Source organism: Salegentibacter profundi, assembly GCF_054121475.1.
The window spans coordinates 232,800-252,260 of record NZ_JBSYGG010000004.1 but is presented as its reverse complement, the minus strand read 5'-3'; the positions used below and the strand labels follow the sequence as shown (position 1 = coordinate 252,260).

The following is a 19,461-nucleotide window of genomic DNA, read 5'->3' as shown; positions in this document are numbered from 1 at the left end:
TAGTTATGACAAGAGAAGAAAAATCAATAGTAATTGAAGATTTAACTGCCCAGTTAACTGATAATTCAATCATTTATTTAGCTGATATTTCCGGACTTAATGCCGGAGCGACCACAAATTTACGTAGGGCCTGTTATAAGGCTAACGTGAAACTGGCGGTAGTTAAAAATACCTTGCTTGCTAAAGCGATGGAAGGATCTGATAAAGATTTCGGTGATCTTCCTGGAGTTTTAAAAGGCAATACCTCAATAATGATTTCTGAAACTGGGAATGCCCCAGCGAAAGTAATCAAAGAATTCAGAAAGAAATCTGATAAACCTCTACTAAAAGGAGCTTTTGTAGAAGAAGCGGTGTATGTTGGCGATGAGTATCTTGAAACTCTGGTTAACATCAAATCTAAGGAAGAAGTTATCGGAGATATTGTTGGCCTGTTACAATCCCCTGCTAAGAATGTTATTTCAGCACTTCAATCAGGCGGTGGAAAACTTGCCGGAATTCTTAAGACCCTTTCCGAAAAGGAAGGATAGTATAGTACGCACTTTTTAACAATTATATATTTAAAGAACATTTTAAAACGATAGAAAATGGCAGATTTAAAAGATTTCGCAGAACAATTGGTTAACTTAACCGTTAAAGAAGTAAACGAGTTAGCTGATATTTTAAAAGAAGAATATGGTATAGAGCCTGCAGCTGCTGCTGTAGCTGTTGCTGGTGGTGCTGCTGCCGGAGGTGGTGAAGAAGCTGAAGAGCAAACTGAATTCGACGTAATTCTTAAAGCTCCAGGTGGATCTAAACTTGCAGTAGTTAAACTGGTAAAAGAACTTACCGGTCTTGGTCTTAAAGACGCTAAAGCATTAGTAGATGGCGCACCTGCTCCAGTAAAAGAAGGAGTAGCAAAAGATGAAGCTGAAGCACTTAAAGCACAGTTAGAAGAAGCAGGAGCCGAGGTTGAGCTTAAATAAGCTTGCCGAAGCAATATTATTTAGGTTTAGGCCTCAGGATTCGCTCCTGAAGGTCTAAACCCTTTTGCGTATATAGAGCTTAAGGCTTTATAACGCGCAGTTTTTTTATATAATTTATAATCCGTCCATTGATGTTAGCAAAGCAAACTGAAAGAGTGAGTTTCTCTTCTGTAAAGAACCGGCCTGATTATCCTGACTTTCTGGATATCCAGATCAAGTCATTTCAGGATTTCTTTCAATTAGAAACCAAATCAGAAGAGCGGGGAAATGAAGGACTTTATAACACCTTCCTTGAAAACTTCCCTATTACGGACACCCGTAATCAATTTGTACTAGAATTTTTAGATTATTTTGTGGATCCGCCAAGATATTCCATCCAGGAATGTATTGAACGTGGCCTCACCTACAGTGTACCGCTTAAAGCAAGATTAAAGCTTTATTGTACCGACCCTGAACACGAAGATTTTGAAACCATCGTACAGGACGTTTATTTGGGTACTATCCCATATATGACCCCCAGCGGTACTTTTTGCATCAACGGCGCAGAGCGAGTTGTAGTATCTCAATTGCACCGTTCGCCCGGGGTTTTCTTTGGACAGTCTTTTCATGCCAATGGAACAAAACTATATTCTGCTCGTGTCATTCCTTTTAAAGGAAGCTGGATAGAATTTGCTACCGATATCAACAGCGTGATGTACGCTTATATCGACAGAAAGAAAAAATTACCTGTGACCACCCTTTTCCGTGCTATCGGATTTGAGCGTGATAAAGATATCCTCGAGATCTTTGACCTTGCAGAAGAGGTTAAAGTTTCTAAGACAGGACTTAAAAAAGTATTAGGCCGTAAACTGGCCGCTCGTGTGCTCAACACCTGGTATGAAGATTTCGTAGATGAAGATACAGGAGAGGTAGTTTCCATTGAGCGTAACGAGATCGTCTTAGACCGTGATACCGAACTTGAAAAAGAGCATATTGAAGAAATTCTAGAAACCGGAACCAAGACTATTCTTCTTCATAAAGAGGATAATTCAACCGGTGATTATGCGATCATTCATAATACCCTACAAAAGGATCCAACCAACTCTGAAAAGGAAGCGGTTGAACATATTTACCGTCAGTTGCGTAATGCCGAACCGCCAGATGAAGAAACCGCGCGTGGCATTATCGACAAGTTATTCTTCTCCGATCAGCGTTACAGCCTTGGAGAGGTAGGACGATACAGAATGAACAAAAAGCTTGGTCTTGATGTTTCTATGGATAAGCAGGTGCTTACCAAAGAAGACATTATCACCATTGTAAAATACCTTATCGAATTAATTAATTCTAAGGCTGAGATCGATGATATCGACCACCTTTCTAACCGTCGTGTTAGAACTGTTGGGGAGCAACTATCTCAGCAATTTGGAGTGGGACTTGCCCGTATGGCACGTACCATTCGTGAGCGTATGAATGTCCGTGATAACGAGGTTTTCACCCCGATCGATTTGATCAATGCCAAGACACTCTCGTCAGTGATCAATTCTTTCTTTGGGACTAACCAGCTGTCTCAGTTCATGGATCAGACCAACCCGCTTGCTGAGATTACGCACAAGCGACGTCTTTCAGCTCTTGGACCAGGAGGTCTTTCCAGAGAGCGGGCAGGTTTTGAGGTTCGTGATGTGCACTATACGCACTATGGTAGACTTTGTCCAATTGAAACCCCTGAAGGACCGAACATCGGTCTTATTTCCTCACTTTCGGTTTATGCCAAAGTAAATGGAATGGGATTCATTGAGACCCCTTATCGCAAGGTGACAGAAGGAAAATTAAACTTATCCGAGGAGCCTATTTATTTAAGCGCCGAGGAAGAAGAAGATAAAAAGATCGCCCAGGCCAATATTCCTCTTTCCCAGGATGGTACCATTGATACCGACAGGGTAATTGCGCGTATGGAAGGGGATTTCCCGGTTGTAGATCCAAAAGAGATCCATTATACCGATGTGGCGCCAAATCAGATTTCCTCAATATCGGCTTCGCTTATTCCGTTCCTGGAACATGATGATGCGAACCGTGCCTTGATGGGATCAAACATGATGCGCCAGGCACTACCCCTGTTAAGAGCGGATTCTCCGATTGTCGGAACCGGGCTTGAACGTCAGGTAGCAACGGATTCCCGTGTATTGATAAATGCTGAAGGAGAGGGAGAAGTAGAATATGTAGATGCCAAGAAGATCATTATCAAATACGACAGAACCGATGAGGAGCGAATGGTCAGCTTTGATAGTGATTCAAAATCTTATGATCTTATAAAATTCCGTAAAACCAACCAGGGTTCTTCGATCAACCTTAAACCTATTGTAAGGGTAGGGGACCGGGTAACCAAAGGTCAGGTTTTATGTCAGGGATATGCTACTGAAGCAGGAGAACTTGCACTAGGTAGAAACATGAAGGTTGCCTTTATGCCCTGGAAAGGATATAACTTTGAGGATGCGATTGTAATTTCTGAAAAAGTGGTTAGAGAGGATATTTTCACCTCTATCCATATCGATGAATATTCACTGGAAGTTAGGGATACTAAATTAGGTAATGAAGAATTGACCAATGATATTCCAAACGTCTCAGAAGAAGCCACAAAGGATCTTGATGAGAACGGAATGATTAGAATTGGTGCCGAAGTGAAACCTGGTGATATTCTTATCGGTAAAATTACACCTAAAGGTGAAAGCGATCCGACTCCTGAAGAGAAACTGCTTCGCGCGATCTTTGGTGATAAAGCCGGAGATGTAAAAGATGCCTCTCTAAAGGCCTCTCCATCACTTAATGGGGTGGTTATTGAGAAAAAGCTTTTTGCCCGTGCCATAAAGGACAAGCGCAAAAGAGCTCAGGATAAAGAAGATGTTTCTGCACTTGAGAAAAAGTATGATGCGAAATTCGCCAATTTAAAAGCAGAACTAGTTGATAAACTGTTTGCGATTATTGGTGGAAAAACAGCTCAGGGTGTGCAAAACGACCTAGGAGAAGAAGTATTGCCAAAAGGGAAGAAATACACCCTTAAAATGCTTAACTCTGTAGATGATTACACCCACCTTACCCATGGTACCTGGACTACAGATGATCACCTAAATGCTTTGGTGGCCGATCTCATCCATAACTATAAGATCAAGGAAAATGATCTTCAGGGTAACTTGAGAAGAGAGAAGTTTACCATTTCCGTAGGAGATGAACTTCCATCAGGAATTCTTAAACTTGCTAAGGTATACATCGCTAAGAAGCGTAAACTAAAAGTAGGGGATAAGATGGCAGGACGTCACGGTAACAAAGGTATTGTAGCGAGAATTGTTCGCCAGGAAGACATGCCGTTCCTCGATGACGGAACACCTGTGGATATCGTGCTGAATCCTCTTGGGGTACCATCGCGTATGAATATCGGACAGATCTATGAAACCGTACTTGGTTGGGCAGGTCAGAAGCTTGGTAAGAAATATGCCACTCCGATTTTCGACGGGGCGACCATTGACCAGATCAATGAACTTACCGATGAAGCAGGGATTCCACGTTTTGGTCACACTTATCTCTATGATGGTGGTACCGGAGACCGTTTTGACCAGCCAGCTACTGTAGGTGTGATCTATATGTTGAAGTTAGGACATATGATTGAAGATAAGATGCACGCACGTTCGATCGGACCATACTCGCTTATTACCCAGCAACCTCTTGGTGGTAAAGCACAGTTTGGTGGTCAGCGTTTTGGTGAGATGGAAGTTTGGGCACTTGAAGCTTATGGAGCCTCAAGCACCCTACGTGAGATCTTAACCGTGAAATCTGATGATGTGATAGGAAGGGCAAAAACCTACGAAGCAATCGTAAAAGGCGAGCCTATGCCAGAGCCTGGTCTTCCAGAATCTTTCAATGTACTTATGCATGAATTGAAAGGTCTTGGATTGGATATTAAGTTAGAAGAATAATACCCTGTTTTAGAATACGGGGACACCTGGGTGTGTCCCCTTAAAACAGGATTTTCACAATAATTATAGCAGCAGTTATTATGGCTAGAAATAATGATAAGAATACAGTACAGAGATTCAATAAGATCTCTATCGGTTTGGCTTCCCCGGAATCTATCCTCGCAGAATCCCGCGGTGAAGTGCTTAAACCGGAAACTATCAATTATCGTACACACAAACCAGAGCGTGATGGTCTGTTTTGTGAGCGTATTTTTGGTCCTGTAAAGGATTATGAATGTGCCTGCGGTAAATATAAAAGAATACGCTACAAGGGGATCGTATGTGATCGATGTGGGGTAGAAGTAACCGAGAAGAAAGTACGTAGAGACCGTGTGGGGCACATCAATTTGGTAGTTCCTGTAGCACATATCTGGTATTTCCGATCTTTACCGAATAAAATTGGATACCTGCTTGGTCTTCCGTCCAAGAAACTGGACATGATCATATACTACGAACGTTATGTAGTCATTCAGCCAGGTATCGCTAAAAATGAAGAAGGAGAACCATTGAAAAAAATGGATTTCCTTACCGAAGAAGAGTACCTTAATATCCTGGATTCTCTTCCACAGGAAAATCTTTATTTAGATGATAATGACCCGAACAAGTTCATCGCCAAGATGGGCGCGGAATGTCTTATCGAAATTCTAAGGAGAATCGACCTTAACGAGCTTTCTTATGAGTTAAGGCACAAGGCGAACAACGAGACTTCCAAACAACGTAAAACAGAGGCCCTTAAGCGTCTTCAGGTTGTGGAGGCTTTCCGTGATGCCAATAATAACCGCGAGAACCTGCCGGAATGGATGATTATGAAGGTGGTGCCTGTAATTCCACCGGAATTACGTCCACTTGTTCCCCTGGACGGTGGTCGTTTCGCGACTTCAGATCTCAACGATCTTTACAGAAGGGTGATCATCCGTAATAATCGTTTGAAGCGATTGATGGAGATCAAAGCTCCTGAAGTGATCCTGCGTAATGAAAAACGTATGCTTCAGGAATCAGTAGATTCATTATTCGATAATACCAGAAAATCCTCGGCAGTAAAAACCGATTCTAACCGACCCTTGAAATCTCTATCCGATTCGCTTAAAGGTAAACAGGGACGTTTCCGTCAAAACCTTCTCGGTAAGCGTGTGGATTACTCCGCAAGATCGGTAATTGTGGTTGGACCTGAATTGAAGATGTACGAATGTGGTCTTCCTAAAGATATGGCCGCTGAACTTTACAAGCCTTTCGTGATCAGGAAACTGATCGAACGAGGAATTGTAAAAACGGTAAAATCTGCCAAGAAAATAATAGATAAGAAAGAGCCTGTGGTTTGGGATATCCTTGAGAATGTTCTTAAAGGACACCCCGTATTGCTTAACCGTGCCCCCACACTTCACCGTCTGGGAATCCAGGCCTTCCAGCCTAAACTTATTGAAGGAAAAGCTATTCAGTTGCACCCTCTTGCATGTACGGCATTCAACGCCGACTTTGACGGGGATCAAATGGCAGTTCACCTTCCTTTAGGTCCTGAGGCTATCCTGGAGGCACAGTTATTAATGCTGGCTTCTCACAATATACTAAACCCTGCAAACGGATCACCTATTACGGTTCCGTCTCAGGATATGGTACTTGGTCTTTATTATATGACCAAGTCAAGAGTATCTACCGACCAGGTGAAGGTGAAAGGAGAAGGACTGACCTTCTATTCTGCTGAAGAACTAATTATCGCCTATAACCAGAAACAGGTAGACCTTAATGCTGTAATTAAGATCAGAACCAAAGATTTCAATGAAGTTGGTGAAATTACCTACCAGGTCATTGAAACCACAGTAGGTAGAGTGTTATTTAACGAAGCTGTACCAGAAAAGGCCGGTTATATCAATGAAGTTCTTACCAAAAAATCTCTTAGAGATATTATTGGAAGGATTCTTAAGGTAACCAGTGTGCCTGAAACCGCAGATTTCCTTGATGCTATTAAGGAAATGGGATATGGTTTCGCTTTCCGTGGTGGACTTTCTTTCAGCTTAGGGGATATTATTATTCCTGAGGAGAAACAAACGATGATCGATGAGGCCAACGAGCAGGTAGAAGGCATTATAGGAAACTATAATATGGGTCTTATTACCAACAATGAGCGTTATAACCAGGTTATTGATATCTGGACCTCTACCAATGCAGGGCTTACCGAATTGGCTATGAAGCGAATTCGCGAAGACCAGCAAGGATTCAACTCGGTATTTATGATGCTTGATTCCGGTGCACGTGGATCTAAAGAGCAAATTCGTCAGTTAACCGGTATGCGTGGATTGATGGCTAAGCCTAAGAAATCCAGTTCTGGGGGTGGTGAAATTATTGAAAACCCAATTCTTTCCAACTTTAAGGAAGGGCTTTCGATTCTTGAATACTTTATCTCTACCCACGGTGCGCGTAAAGGTCTTGCCGATACGGCCCTTAAGACGGCTGATGCCGGGTACCTAACACGTCGACTTGTAGATGTATCTCAGGATGTTATCGTCAATGAGGAAGATTGTGGTACCTTAAGAGGGGTTGAAGTAAGACCACTTAAGAAAAATGAAGAAGTTGTGGAATCCTTAGGGGAGAGAATCCTTGGCCGAATTTCTTTATATGATGTAACCCATCCTTCAACAGGTGAGCTTCTTGTAACAGCTGGTCAGGAAATAACCGACGAGGTTGTTGAAAAGATCGACGGTGCGCCAATAGAAAGTGTTGAAGTACGTTCTCCGCTGACTTGTGAGGCTAAAAAAGGAATCTGTACAAAATGCTACGGAAGAAACCTTTCGACCAACAAGATGGTTCAAAAAGGAGAAGCAGTTGGTGTTGTTGCTGCCCAATCAATTGGGGAGCCGGGAACACAGCTAACCCTGCGTACCTTCCACGTAGGTGGTATTGCAGGAAACATCTCTGAGGACAATAAACTTGAGGCTAAATTGGACGGTATTGCCGAAATTGAAGACCTTAAAGTTGTTAAAGGTGAAGCTCCTGATGGAAGCAACGCCGATATCGTGATCTCGCGAACAGCGGAACTTAAGATTAAAGACAAAAAGACCGGCGTGGTACTTAGTACCAGCAATATCCCTTATGGAGCTCAGATCTTTATCAAGGATGGAGCAGAGCTTAAAAAAGGTGATGTGGTCTGCCAGTGGGATCCATATAACGGAGTTATTATTTCTGAATTTGCAGGTAAGATCAAATATGAAAACGTGGAGCAAGGGGTGACCTACCAGGTTGAAATTGATGAGCAAACCGGATTCCAGGAAAAAGTAATTTCTGAATCAAGAAACAAAAAACTCATACCAACACTTCATATCCTTGGTAAGAAGGATGAAGTGATCCGTTCCTACAACCTGCCATTGGGTGCTCACCTTATGGTCGATAACGGGGACAAGATCAAGGTAGGTAAGATCCTTGTAAAAATTCCACGTAAGTCTTCTAAAGCAGGAGATATTACTGGTGGTCTTCCAAGGGTAACCGAATTGTTCGAAGCCCGTAACCCATCTAACCCGGCTGTTGTTAGCGAAATTGATGGTGTGGTGTCTTTCGGAAAGATCAAACGCGGTAACCGTGAGATTATCGTCGAGTCTAAACTCGGTGAGGTTAAAAAGTACTTAGTAAAGCTTTCTAACCAGATCCTTGTACAGGAGAACGATTATGTTCGTGCAGGAATGCCGCTTTCTGATGGATCTGTAACTCCTGAAGATATTCTTAATATCAAAGGACCAAATGCAGTTCAGCAGTATCTGGTCAATGAAGTACAGGAAGTCTACCGATTACAAGGTGTGAAGATCAATGATAAGCACTTCGAGGTCGTGGTAAGACAAATGATGCGAAAGGTTAGAATTCAGGATCCAGGAGATACGATTTTCCTTGAAAACCAACTTGTTCATAAATCGGATTTCATCGAAGAGAACGATAAGGTTTTTGGAATGAAAGTAGTTGAGGATGCTGGGGATTCAGAGAATCTTAAACCAGGACAGATTGTTTCTCCTCGCGAATTGAGAGATGAAAATTCCCTTTTACGAAGAGAGGATAAGAATCTGGCTACGGCAAGAGACGTAACTTCTGCCACTGCTAAGCCTGTACTACAGGGGATAACCAGGGCATCGCTTCAAACCAAATCATTTATTTCAGCTGCCTCCTTCCAGGAGACCACCAAAGTCCTCAATGAGGCTGCGGTTAGCGGAAAAATCGATGAACTTGAAGGCCTGAAAGAGAACGTAATTGTAGGGCACAGAATTCCTGCAGGTACGGGAATGCGTGAATACGACAGCATTATTGTTGGTTCTAAGGAAGAATTCGACCAAAGGCTGGAGCGTAAACAGGAAGTTAATTATAACTAATTTCAAATATAATCAGGGTCGCATTAGCGGCCCTGATTTTTTTAATCCCGTCCCGGTGGCTAACAGGACGGGATTTTTTGTATTTTAGTATTAGCCTGAATTTTTAGCAAATTGATTCCGGCTTGTTTAAGCAATAAGCTTCAGAAAAAATTAAAATAACAATCAGTATTATGAGTGAAGAAAAAAAGCAGCCCAAAAAAGGACAAATAAATATAGAACTGGACGATAGCGTTGCCGAAGGAACCTATTCAAACCTGGCTATTATCAATCATTCCGTTTCAGAATTCGTGATCGATTTTGTGAATATTATGCCTGGAAAACCTAAAAGCAAAGTGAAGTCGAGGATTATTCTGACTCCTCAACATGCCAAACGTTTGCTTAAGGCCCTGGGTGATAATGTAAAGCGCTTTGAAAAAGCCCATGGAGAAATCCAGGATTTTGAAAAGTCACCTATTCCGCTGAATTTTGGCCCTACTGGTCAGGCTTAAAAAGACTACCCACCCCGCTGATAAAGCGGGGTTTTTTATTTATATCTTTTAAAGTAAACCCGGGCCTCCTTCATGACCCGTGGGGCAAGAATGAGGGTGCTTATCATTGTGGGAATCGCCATAAGAGCAAAGAAACCGTCAATCAAATTAATCATCATGCTCAGGGAAGTTGTAGCCCCGATCATGATACTTATAATGTAGAAATAGTTATAGTAGTGCTTTCTTTCAGCGCCTATGAGAAATGAAAGGCATTTTGTACCGTAGTAAGAGAATGAAAAAAGCGAGGAGATACTAAAGGCAGCAATGCACAATAGTAGCAAATAGCTTCCAACATACGGAATAGAAGCATCAAAAGCGGCCGCGGTAAGGCTTACGCCATTGACATCCGTGCTTTGCCACACCCCTGTTACCAGAATGGTAAGGGCCGTTAAGGTACAAACGACCAAAGTATCAATGGCAGGTCCCATCATGGCTACAAGCCCCTCTCGGATAGGCTCAGAGGTCTTGCTTGCCCCGTGTGCCATTGTAGCCGTTCCAATTCCAGCTTCATTGGAAAAAGCACCCCTTCGGATCCCTAGTAGAATTAGTCCCCCCAAAACGCCTCCTAAGAGTGGTTCTCCCTTATAATTTTCAGCGGCAAAAGCATCGGTGAAAATTAAGGAAAAATAATAAGGTACCTGGTCATAATTGACAAAGAGAATGATCAGTACGGAAAAAAAGTATAGGGCTACCATGGCCGGAACCAGTTTGGACACCGTATAACCTATCCTGGTCAGGCCTCCCAGGATCACTATCGAGGTGATTATAACCAGGACAATGCCGATTATAAGATTTGTTATAAACCCTGTAGGTACATCATTGGGCTCAAGAAGGATAAAGTTGATCGCCTGGGTGAGCTGATTCACATTAAAAACCGGTAAGGCGCCGATCAGCCCGGCTACACTGAAGAAAATGGCCATTATTTTCCATTTTTTACCCAGTCCCTCCATGATGTAATACATAACACCACCCTGGATATTTCCCTGGGTGTCCTTTCCCCGGTACATCACTGATAAGCTGTTTGTGAAGAATTTGGTAGCCATACCCACTACGGCGCTGACCCATAACCAAAAGATCGCACCCGGACCCCCGATGGCTATTGCAACGGCTACCCCGGCGATATTTCCCATTCCAACCGTTGAGGAAAGGGCAGTGGAGAGGGACTGAAAATGATTGATCTCTCCTGGATCGTTGGGATTGTTATATTTTCCACGAAGTACTTCAAGGGCATGACCCAGGTAACGGAAGGGTAGAAACCTGGAGAGAATGAGCAGGTAAACCCCACCACCAATTAATAAAATCACTAAGGGGACTCCCCAGACTGCCGAAGCAAACTGGGCAACAATTTCATCTATTTCACTCATAAAATCAGCTTTGCGCTGAAAATATATGAAATTAACTTCTATTTAACAGGAAGCCTTGCGGAGTTTATTTGTTGGTGAATGCTTAGTGCCTATTAATGAGAGTGTTTGACCTGTTAAAATTCAGAAGTAAAATGAAATTTTAATGAAGGGTATTTCTGTTGGGTCATCTGTAAAGAAAATTGGGAATCAGCAAAAAACACAAGCTGCCCATGTTTATCCTTAGCCAGGAATTTGGCTTTTACCCTTTTGAAATCTTTGAACTCTTCACTTTTTTCATCTTCTGCTTCTACCCAGGTAGCCTTATAGACATTCAGGTTTTCGTAAGTACATTTAGCTCCATATTCATGTTCTAACCGGTACTGGATCACCTCAAATTGAAGGGCTCCTACGGTGCCTATTACTTTTCGTCCGTTCATTTCCAGGGTAAAGAGCTGGGCAACTCCTTCATCCATCAGCTGATCAATACCTTTTTCCAATTGTTTGGATTTCATGGGATCCGCGTTATTGATATATCTGAAATGCTCAGGTGAGAAGCTCGGTACTCCCCGATAATGGAGGTTTTCCCCTTCCGTTAGGGTGTCCCCGATCTTAAAGTTGCCCGTATCGTGAAGGCCCACAATATCCCCGGGGTATGATACATCTACGATCTCTTTCTTTTCAGCAAAGAATGCATTCGGGCTGGAGAATTTCAGGTTTTTACCCTGTCTTACGTGCAGGTATGGCTTATTCCGTTCGAATTTTCCGGAAACGACCTTAATAAATGCCAGGCGGTCCCGGTGTTTGGGATCCATATTTGCGTGAATCTTGAAGACAAAACCTGTAAAGTGATTCTCATCGGGGGCTACGGTCCGCACATCACTGTCTTTTGGTCGGGGTTTTGGGGCAATCTCAATAAAACAGTCCAGTAACTCACGAACTCCAAAGTTATTTAAGGCGGAACCAAAAAATACCGGTTGTAAATTTCCTTGCAGGTAGGCTTCTTTATCAAATTCAGGATAAACACCCTGGGCGAGTTCAAGCTCATCTCTAAGGGTATCGGCGGCCTCATCGCCAATGAGGTTGTCGAGCTCTTCAGAATTAAGATCTGAGATTTCCACGGTCTCTTCAATATCCTTTCGAGGATCCCCGGTAAAGAGGTTTACATTTTTTTCCCAGATGTTATAGATCCCTTTAAAATCATATCCCATTCCTATGGGAAAACTCAAGGGCGTTACGGTGAGGTTGAGTTTTTGTTCAATTTCGTCAAGCAATTCAAAGGCATCTTTCCCTTCACGATCCAGTTTGTTGATAAAAACGATCATGGGAATGTTCCTCATCCGGCAAACTTCCACCAGTTTTTCGGTTTGCTCCTCAACCCCTTTAGCCACGTCAATGACCACGATCACGCTGTCTACAGCAGTGAGTGTTCGGAAGGTGTCTTCAGCAAAATCCTTGTGCCCTGGAGTATCGAGAATATTGATTTTAATGTCTTTGTATTCAAAACCGAGTACCGAAGTAGCCACCGAGATCCCACGTTGCCGTTCAATCTCCATAAAGTCACTGGTAGCCCCTTTTTTTATCTTATTGGATTTTACCGCCCCTGCTTCCTGAATTGCTCCTCCGAAAAGGAGTAATTTTTCTGTAAGGGTTGTTTTACCGGCATCGGGGTGAGAAATAATTCCGAAAGTTCTTCGCCTATTAATCTCTTTTTGAAAGCTTTTCATTCTGAATTTTTAAGGCTGCAAAAGTACAGTTTTTTCGGGAATTTATCCGAAGCTCAAAGCGGTTAATTGGTCCAAAACTTCTTATGAAAATAGCGTTAAAATTAAGTGGTAAACTCAATTTTACCGCCGTACAATGCGTATTTTTACCTATTATGAAGCGTCTCTGGGCTGGTATATTATTTTTTCTTCATTTCGTGCTATTGCCGCCGCTTAATGCGCAGGCTGGACAACAAGATTTTGCGGCGGGTGCTTATATAATTAATATGGGACAGCGGCCTCAAAGCCACCAAAATGCCTTGAAGCCTTATGGCTTATTATATGAACTTTTAAAAGATCACGAGGTAGCGGTAAAATGGATTATCAATCCCAATAAAGAGAAGGATGCCAGGGATTTTTCCATAGGGGAAATCGATTACCGTTCAGGTGCTTTCCTGGTACCGGTTTCCTATATCACTCCCCCGGTAAGAAAAACCTTTAAGGCCTGGGAAGACCAGGGAGTAGTTATTCAAATAACCCGGGAGGACATAAAGCTGCCTGTATTTAATACCCTTACCATCCCCCCTAGGTGGACCCTGGATAAGGAAAACGGCTATATAGCTGTTCCTTTCTTTAAAGCCGCTGGAATTCCCTCATCGGCTTACGGCGGAGGCAGGGTTGCTCATTGGAAATCTCCTGCTGAACTTGGGGTTTGCGATGATATTTTTGTACTACCTCATGCCGATCCAAAATTCGAAACGCATAGGAATCTCTATTACTGGAACCAAAAATATAAAGGGGCAATCTGGGCGGGATGCCATGCTGCCAGTATTCTTGAGAACCTTGTTGGCCCAGGGAAAGAAACAGGGGAGCTGATTCAGCTTAATTTTCTATCGGCAGGATTTCCGGGGGCCCGAAGCGCTGGCCTGGTTCCTTTTCGTGATCATCGCCATGGTACACCTCCCTACAAAAATGCTTTCCCGGGCGATCCGGTGGCGCAATATCTTGGTAGTCCGGATAAAGCACATCTCAACGGCTCCGAACGCATATTTTTTCCCAAGCGCATCAATAAATGGAGAGAGGGAGCTCGCATTCTGGTTTCCGATCCGGATGCGCCTGATAAAGGTGAAATCACCGATGCTGAGGCAGCAATTACCATTTATGGTCATGGCTTTGATAACCCAAAAAATGGTCTGGTTATATACCAGGCAGGACACAGTATCTACGGAGAGACTCCTGCACATATTGCAGCCCTACGCACATTTTTCAACTGGAGTTTTTATGCTACGGAAATCAAAAGAAAAGAAAACCTGGTAAGTTTTAAATCCAGGGATTCTAATCAAAGGATCATAGGGGCAAAAATCGGGGATGATATCACTGATATTTTAAACCTGGATCCAATTCATTTTGACCTGGATGAATTTGAAATTCGGGAAAAAGTAAAACCGCAATTGATGGAAATTGCTGAATTTATGCAAAAAAACCCGGCAATCCTGCTGGATATCCGATCCCATACGGACAGTCGGGCGGACGATAGATACAATCAGCAGCTTTCCGATCACAGAGTAGAGGCCACCCGTGAGTTTCTTATAGCCCAGGGTATTGAAGCCCATCGTATTTCCGGAAGGGGATATGGTGAAACGGAACTGGTTAATCCTTGTAAAAATGGTGTCCCCTGTAATGAGCAACAGCATCAGGCCAACCGCAGGTCGGAATTTATCCTTTCTATAGATTGCGAAATCTATACTCGTGGGGAAGCCTGGCGATTATAATAAAACACCTTGTTAATCCGAGGTCGATTTGTACTTTTGACACACAAAGAAAAGAAATGGAAAAAGAGAAAGTAATTCTGGTCAATGATAAAGATGAGCAAATAGGGCTTATGGAAAAGATTGAAGCCCACGAAAAAGCCTTGTTACACAGAGCCTTTTCGGTATTTGTCTTTAATGAAAATAATGAACTGATGATCCAGCAGCGTGCCCTGGAAAAATACCATTCTCCGGGCTTGTGGACCAATACCTGTTGCAGCCACCAAAGGGAAGGGGAGAGCAATATTGACGCGGGGAAACGGCGACTAATGGAAGAGATGGGCTTTACAACAGACCTCAAGGAAACCATCAGTTTTATATACCGCGCTCCTTTTGATAACGGCCTTACCGAACACGAATACGATTATATCCTAGTGGGGCATTATAATGAAGATCCAAAGCCCAATCCCCATGAAGTTGCCGATTGGAAATGGATGTCCCTGGAGGATATAGAAAAGGATATGAATGAGCATCCAGATGATTATACCGAATGGTTTAAAATAATCTTCGATAAATACTATAAACATATTCAGCAATGAGATTAACCGTCCACAGAAAGGCTCATTTCAACGCGGCGCACCGGCTCTACCGAAAAGACTGGGACCAGGCCAAGAATGAAGCGGTCTTTGGCAAATGCAGTAATCCGCATTACCACGGGCACAACTATGAACTGGTCGTTTCTGTTAATGGTGAGATCGATGAGGAAACAGGATTTGTGATGGATCTGAAAGTCCTGAAAAAATTGATCTATCAGGAAGTGGAGGTCCCTTTTGATCATAAAAATCTAAATGAAGAGCTCCCTGAATTCAAGGAGCTCAATCCAACTGCTGAAAATATTGCGGTGGTGATCTGGAATAAACTACGCAAGAAATTAAAACCATCCCTTAAGCTTGAGGTGACACTCTATGAAACCCCAAGGAATTTTGTAACCTACAGCGGAGAATAGATGGGACTAAATATTGGAGACTCTTTACCTGATTTAAGCCTGAAAGATGAAGCTGGTAGGGAATTAAATTTTCGCAGCATCGATAAAGCTTTGGTGGTATATTTTTATCCCAGGGATTTTACTCCCGGGTGCACTAGGGAGGCCTGTGGTTTCAGGGATAGTTATGAGGATTTTAAAGACTTGGGCGCGGAGGTTATCGGGGTAAGTTCAGACTCCCAAAGATCACATGCCAGATTTAAAACAAGGCATCAACTACCATTTCTTTTGCTTTCAGATCCGGAAAAGAAGGCCCGGAAGGCCTTTGGGGTACAACCCAATTTACTAGGGCTCCTTCCCGGCAGGGAGACCTTCGTGTTTAACAAGGCGGGAACACTTATTTATAAATTCAATAATATGAATTCCAGGCACCATATGCTGAAAGCCCTAACTGCTCTTAGAAAAAATCTTTCCTGATGATTTAAAGAAAAATTGTCTGGTTTTGAGTCAATGATAACGAAAAATAGACTAAATTCGCAGCCGAAATTTAAGCATTATGGCAAGTAAAAGACTTTTAAAGAGGGATGTGAATTATGTTTTAGGCGATATTATTGAAGCCGCTTACATAAATCAATTAGCAAACCCAAAACAAGACCCTAAGCAAACCGAAGCGATCGTAGATGAAGCGATCACTACTTTCGATGAGCTTATCGTGAAGATAAATCAGAAAGATGTTGAGAATAAAAAACAACATTTTAAGGCGATAGAAAAAGAACTTGAAACTAAGGCACAAGGCCTTGTAGGAAAGATTAACGCATTGTAATAGCATTTTTGGCCGATGTAGCTCAGCTGGCTAGAGCAGCTGATTTGTAATCAGCAGGTCGTGGGTTCGAGTCCCTCCATCGGCTCTAAAAAACAAAAGCCCTCTTCAGTAATGGAGAGGGCTTTTAGTTAGGACCAAAGAATGATGTGTAGCGGAATGCTTATTTCATTCTATGGATTAGCGGTAAGGCTTCTTGTCGAAGTTTTTTCGGGTTAAGTATATTATCTGTTTTTTTTGAGTTTTAAGCAAACAATTTTTTGAACCGATACAAGAGGAATTCATCTTTCTAACCTCTCCTAATTGTGCTACAAGGGGCCCCTACTTTTATTTTGTTAAAGATAAAAGGATAAACGAGTAGAGTACAGTTGAGTAATTTCATGTTCTTCCTTTTTTCTCGCCTAACTTTTGATGTTGAAAAACAGAACAAAAGATGTTTTTTGCATAAAATCCCATTTCCCATTTATCAGTTTTTTTTACTTTAATAATTAGTTGAATGTTTGAGTGTATACAGTTTGACTTTTAATTTTTTCTGGTACTTTTGCCTTATAATATCATATATGATATTATAAATATCAGTAAGGTTCTTGCGCCTTAAAACTGCCTCCCAGCTTCTTTCTATATTTCTTAATTGCCTTTGGAGGTATAGTTTTTTGTCAAATTCAATACTATTCAAATAGGCTAGTAAGTCTTCTGGAAGGATAAAAATTAGCAGGTATAGATCAGTCTCTTTATTCACTGAAGTATATTTGTTCGCAAATAAACTTATTTTTCACTTAGATCTAACTTTTGAGATTGAGTCTTTTTTTGTTTGACCTTTCTTATGTCAGTAAAAAGCAATACTGAAATAATCAAAGCTACTGCAATTAATCCGGCAAAGACATAAAAGACCGGGATATAGCTGCCGGTGTGGGCGTAGATCTGGGATACCAGGGTAGGACCGATTAAGCCGCCAAGGGACCAGGTAGTTAAAAGATAGCCGTGGATCGCTCCTAATTCTTTAGTTCCGAATAGATCCGCTATAAAAGCCGGTAGATTGGAGAATCCACCTCCATAACAACTCACCACGAGAAAGATTAGGACCTGGAAAATTATTACACTGGTAATTATCGGAAGGGTAAGAAAAGTGACCAATTGAATGATAAAAAAGCATATAAAAACAACAGGTCTTGATATGTAATCGGAGGCGGTTGCCCAACCAATTCTTCCTGCCCCGTTAAAGACTCCCATAATCCCCACCATGGCAGCCGCGGCTCCGGCCGATAAACCTACTACTTGCTGAGCCATTGGTGATGCTACCGAAATCATCATAATCCCTGCACTGGTATTGATCAGCATCATAGTCCAGAGCATCCAGAAATGCCTGCTATTGACCGCTTCTTTTCCACTTGATTGGGTGAGATCAACCTTCACCTTTTTTGTACCTGTTTTAATGGCGTCTTTCATACCCCTGGGCAGCCAGCCTTTAGGTGGAGGAGCAATGTAAAGTGCGGCGAGGGTCATCAGTAAGAAGTAACTAAACCCGAGAATATAAAAGGTCGTAGGAATGCTGAGGGTTTCCATTAAGTAGGCGGCAACAGGTGCTGTAATTAGGGCCCCTGTCCCAAAGCCTAACACGGCCATCCCTGTGGCCAGGCCGCGGCGGTCTGGAAACCATTTTACTAAGGTGGACACCGGGGCGATATATCCTATGCCCAATCCCAAGCCGCTTAAAATTCCATAGGTAATGATAAAAAGGGGAAGGGATTCCAGGCTAACTGAAAGCCCTGAGCCTGCCTGGCCCAGTCCGAATAGGATGGCAGCAAGCATGGCTGATTTTCTCGGGCCGCTTCTTTCCACAAACTTACCAAATAAAGCTGCCGCCCCGCCCCCGAGAACCATCATAAAGGTAAAGGCCAGGGTTACCGAAGAAACCGACCAGCCCATGGTCTCGGTCAGGGGAATGGTATACACGCTATAAGCATAGGCAGCACCTATAGAAAGATGAATTCCAATGGCAGATAAAGCGATTAACCATCGGTTTTTTAAAGCAGGATTTTGCATAGAAAATTAAGTTTTATTGGTTTTTTAGGGTTACTTCATTTAAAAAGCTGACAAGTATCAAGTTTTTTGGTAAAAAAACAAGAAAAATCCATAAAACTAATTGGTTTTAGATAAAAAGCGACTTTTTTAAGGTCTCCCATTGTGCAAACTCATTTTGGTGGGGTAGGGTATAAAAAAACCTCTCCAGGGGATGGAGAGGTCAAAGAAATTTCTTTTTCTATTTAAATTTTATTGCTCTTTGTCAGTGGATGCTTCCTGAGCTAATTCTTCTGCCTTTTCTTCTTCCTCGCGTCTTTCTTTTAAAAAGCGCTTTAATTCTTTACCGTAAAAAGATTTCTTCACGTTTTTATCAAGCGAGCTATAGATCGTATCCAGGTATTTGATGTTGGCATCGAATACCTCAGAAAGCGCAAGGTATGGGGCGATCTCCAGGTCTTTATTGTTGATCGCATAATTTACCGTATAGAGGTACCTTCGTTTTAAAAGGTTTTCATATTTTTTATCTATTTCCAACAGAAGCTCCTCATCGCCTTCTTTTTCCGCTTCAAAACTTTCCTTGATAAGATCGAGGTTACGATCATTAAACCTTTTCTGAATCTTTCGGTATTCCACAAGTTTTTCCTGGTTCTTCGAGCCCACTATTTCTGCATCCTCCTCAAAATTTTCCAGGTTGGTGACAATGCTTACTTCACCTTTATCCGCAAAGAAATCCAATCGATCATTATATTCCGAATTATCTACTTTGTCCAGGGAAAGGTACATCATCTGTGGGCTTTCGATATAGGTTTCAAGGACGAACTCAGCATTTCCATTGATCACTACAGAATCTACATTGACTAAAAGCGTATCCTCAATTTTCTGAAGATAGACCGTACCTTTCTTCAGGCCTTTGATTTGGGTATTGACCACCAGGTTACTTTCCTTTGTTGAACAGGCCGAAAGCCCGATTAGGATCAATAAAAGAAGGCTTAATTTTTTCATTTTTTAGTTTAGGATTTAGGTGCGCAAAT

14 protein-coding genes and 1 tRNA gene are annotated in these 19,461 nt (G+C 42.3%); 11 read left to right on the top strand and 4 right to left on the bottom strand.

The features are described from left to right. The first annotated feature begins 5 nt into the window (after positions 1-5). The 5 genes from rplJ (at position 6) to ACW6NC_RS07855 (ending at position 9,776) form a co-directional block, all read left to right on the top strand. Positions 6-527, top strand: coding sequence for a 50S ribosomal protein L10 (rplJ, locus tag ACW6NC_RS07875; RefSeq protein WP_457865011.1), 522 nt, complete (start codon positions 6-8; stop codon positions 525-527). Between the two features lie 57 nt (positions 528-584). Next, positions 585-962 carry a 50S ribosomal protein L7/L12 gene (gene rplL, locus ACW6NC_RS07870; protein ID WP_081211360.1) on the top strand — a complete coding sequence of 126 codons (378 nt, stop codon included), beginning with the start codon at positions 585-587 and terminating at the stop codon, positions 960-962. 131 nt (positions 963-1,093) lie between these two features. Continuing rightward, positions 1,094-4,906: a DNA-directed RNA polymerase subunit beta gene (gene rpoB, locus ACW6NC_RS07865; RefSeq protein WP_457865009.1), complete on the top strand. Its 3,813-nt coding sequence runs from the start codon at positions 1,094-1,096 to the stop codon at positions 4,904-4,906. An 80-nt stretch (positions 4,907-4,986) separates the two neighbouring features. Continuing rightward, positions 4,987-9,288 (top strand): DNA-directed RNA polymerase subunit beta', encoded by a 4,302-nt coding sequence (gene rpoC / locus ACW6NC_RS07860; RefSeq protein WP_457865007.1) that lies wholly within the window; start codon positions 4,987-4,989, stop codon positions 9,286-9,288. A gap of 170 nt (positions 9,289-9,458) precedes the next feature. Continuing rightward, complete coding sequence (locus tag ACW6NC_RS07855) at positions 9,459-9,776, top strand: DUF3467 domain-containing protein (protein WP_332039639.1); 318 nt, start codon at positions 9,459-9,461, stop codon at positions 9,774-9,776. 35 nt (positions 9,777-9,811) lie between these two features. Here ACW6NC_RS07855 and ACW6NC_RS07850 read toward each other — a convergent pair whose 3' ends face one another. After that, positions 9,812-11,179, bottom strand: a complete 1,368-nt coding sequence (locus ACW6NC_RS07850; protein ID WP_457865005.1) for an alanine/glycine:cation symporter family protein — start codon at positions 11,177-11,179, stop codon at positions 9,812-9,814. Between the two features lie 113 nt (positions 11,180-11,292). Further along, positions 11,293-12,882, bottom strand: a complete 1,590-nt coding sequence (locus ACW6NC_RS07845; RefSeq protein WP_457865003.1) for a peptide chain release factor 3 — start codon at positions 12,880-12,882, stop codon at positions 11,293-11,295. An 83-nt stretch (positions 12,883-12,965) separates the two neighbouring features. Here ACW6NC_RS07845 and ACW6NC_RS07840 point away from each other — a divergent pair, with 83 nt between their 5' ends. The 6 genes from ACW6NC_RS07840 to ACW6NC_RS07815 all read left to right on the top strand — a co-directional run bounded on the left by ACW6NC_RS07840 (position 12,966) and on the right by ACW6NC_RS07815 (position 16,496). Further along, a complete protein-coding gene (locus tag ACW6NC_RS07840) occupies positions 12,966-14,630 on the top strand; it encodes an OmpA family protein (protein WP_457865001.1) in 1,665 nt (554 codons plus the stop codon). Positions 14,631-14,686: 56 nt separating this feature from the next. Then, positions 14,687-15,205 carry an isopentenyl-diphosphate Delta-isomerase gene (gene idi, locus ACW6NC_RS07835; protein WP_457865000.1) on the top strand — a complete coding sequence of 173 codons (519 nt, stop codon included), beginning with the start codon at positions 14,687-14,689 and terminating at the stop codon, positions 15,203-15,205. Beyond that, positions 15,202-15,612 carry a 6-pyruvoyl trahydropterin synthase family protein gene (locus ACW6NC_RS07830; RefSeq protein ID WP_457864998.1) on the top strand — a complete coding sequence of 137 codons (411 nt, stop codon included), beginning with the start codon at positions 15,202-15,204 and terminating at the stop codon, positions 15,610-15,612. The genes idi and ACW6NC_RS07830 overlap by 4 nt, the downstream gene beginning before the upstream one ends. Further along, entirely contained in the window at positions 15,613-16,065 is a 453-nt protein-coding gene (locus ACW6NC_RS07825; protein ID WP_457864996.1) for a peroxiredoxin, read from the top strand. A 79-nt stretch (positions 16,066-16,144) separates the two neighbouring features. Further along, complete coding sequence (locus tag ACW6NC_RS07820; RefSeq protein WP_457864995.1) at positions 16,145-16,411, top strand: hypothetical protein; 267 nt, start codon at positions 16,145-16,147, stop codon at positions 16,409-16,411. An 11-nt stretch (positions 16,412-16,422) separates the two neighbouring features. Then, positions 16,423-16,496, top strand: a tRNA-Thr gene (locus tag ACW6NC_RS07815). Positions 16,497-17,173: 677 nt separating this feature from the next. Here the strand turns inward: ACW6NC_RS07815 and ACW6NC_RS07810 are convergent. Further along, on the bottom strand, positions 17,174-18,451 hold the full coding sequence (locus ACW6NC_RS07810; RefSeq protein WP_457864994.1) for an L-lactate MFS transporter: 1,278 nt from the start codon (positions 18,449-18,451) through the stop codon (positions 17,174-17,176). 228 nt (positions 18,452-18,679) lie between these two features. Further along, entirely contained in the window at positions 18,680-19,432 is a 753-nt protein-coding gene (locus tag ACW6NC_RS07805; protein ID WP_457864993.1) for a DUF4369 domain-containing protein, read from the bottom strand. Between the last annotated feature and the right edge of the window lie 29 nt (positions 19,433-19,461).